Raw genomic sequence first — 1,570 nt, 5'->3', positions numbered from 1 at the left:
TTAAAAAGGGGGCGCCGACGGCGGCAATGTTCTGGCGCGGCAGACCGATCGACGCCCCCAGCAGCATCGCCAGCAAGGCGCCCGCCGCAGAGCCGCCGGAGACGCCGAGCACATAAGGTTCAGCCAAGGGATTGCGCAGCAGCACCTGCATCAGCGCGCCCGCCATCGCCAGCAAGGCGCCGACGGTGAATGCCGTCAATGCGCGCGGCACGCGCAATTGCAGCAGCATGGCGATATCGGCTGGATCGCCGCCAGGGCGCAGGCAGCCGGTGCTGCCGCACAGGCCCGCCAGCACGAGCGCCAGCCCGGTCACTACGGCCAGGCAGGAAAGCAGCAAGATCGCTCTGCGCATGAAGTCCTTGAGGTGATTTAAAAGTCGTAACGGGCGGTGAATTTTACTGCACGGCCGCTTTCGGGATAGATGCCCGACGCGCAGCCGAAGGCTTGCGAGAAATAATGCCGGTCACCCAGGTTGCTGCCGGTCAGCGCCAGTTCCCATGCGCTCACCCGCACTGCATAGCGCGCATCAACCGTGGTGTATGAGGGCATGCGCGCATTGCAGGTGTTGCTGAAGTCGCTGCCGTAGCGCTGTGCATCGGCCCACTGCACGCCAAGATTGACCGTTTGAATACCGGACTGCCAGTTCAGCCGCCCCGAAGCGGTGTTCTTCGGCACCAGCACCATTTCCTTGCCGGCGTTCGGACCGCCCGTGAAGGTGGCTGCAATATGCTGGAAATTCGCCTTGAGGCTGAAGTCAGCGTTCAGGCGCGCAGCGGCTTCAAGTTCGACGCCCTGCCGTTTGGTCGGATCGAGATTGACGTTGGCGCCGAACGCGCCGACGGTGGGATCGTAGAACAATTCATCCTTGATGCGATGACGAAACCACCTGAGCGTGGCGTTGTTGTCGGCGCCGCCCCAGGTCGCGCCGAACTCCAGGTCATGCGAGGTCTGTGGCTTGAGGATTTCTCCTGCCGCCAGCACGATGCCGCGATTTTCGTCGGCAGTCGGCAGGCGATAGCTTTGGCCCGCCTTGCCGAACAGGCGCAATGACGGGACCACCGCATGGCTGACCTGCAGATCCCATGCATTGACGCCCTGCGCCTTGTCATAGGCGCTGGCGGTGCTGCGCTTGTCCATCACTTCGTGACGCAGGCCCAGCGCGATACGGGTATTGCCGGCGATCTGCACTTCATCGCGCACGTACGCGGCGCGTGCAGTCTGCGCCGCGTCGCCGCTGCCGTCGACATTGCCGATTTGCCATTCAGAGAAATCAATGCCGGCCACCAGTTCGTTCTTCAGCACGGTGCCTTCTGTGAGATGGCGCAAGCGCGGCGAAAATTGCGTGGTGCGGCTGTGCACTTCGCTGACTGCGCCGCCGCCATAGCTGGCGCGCGAGATTTTTTCGCGATGCGACAGTTCGGCGGCAGCTTCCAGCGCGCCGAACTTTCGCTCGAAGAAGGCGGTAATGCGGTCGCTGTCATACGAACCGTAGTCTTTCGGGCTGGTGGTCTGGCGTGGATTGGCGAGGAATTGCGCCATGCTCAGCGAACCGGCCAGGCCGTAGTCGGCG

2 protein-coding genes are annotated in these 1,570 nt (G+C 63.2%); both read right to left on the bottom strand.

The genetic code is table 11. The annotated features are described in order from the left end of the window. Positions 1-352, bottom strand: a 352-nt coding sequence (locus tag HLUSI_RS0124410) for an iron chelate uptake ABC transporter family permease subunit (RefSeq protein WP_016836429.1), incomplete at its 3' end; no start/stop codon positions are given. 17 nt (positions 353-369) lie between these two features. Then, positions 370-1,570, bottom strand: a 1,201-nt coding sequence (locus HLUSI_RS0124405) for a TonB-dependent receptor domain-containing protein (RefSeq protein ID WP_016836428.1), incomplete at its 5' end; no start/stop codon positions are given.

The organism is Herbaspirillum lusitanum P6-12 (genome assembly GCF_000256565.1).
Taxonomy (GTDB): Bacteria; Pseudomonadota; Gammaproteobacteria; order Burkholderiales; family Burkholderiaceae_D; genus Herbaspirillum; species Herbaspirillum lusitanum.
Note: the sequence above shows the minus strand (reverse complement) of the source record. Positions and strands in the feature narration are given on the sequence as shown.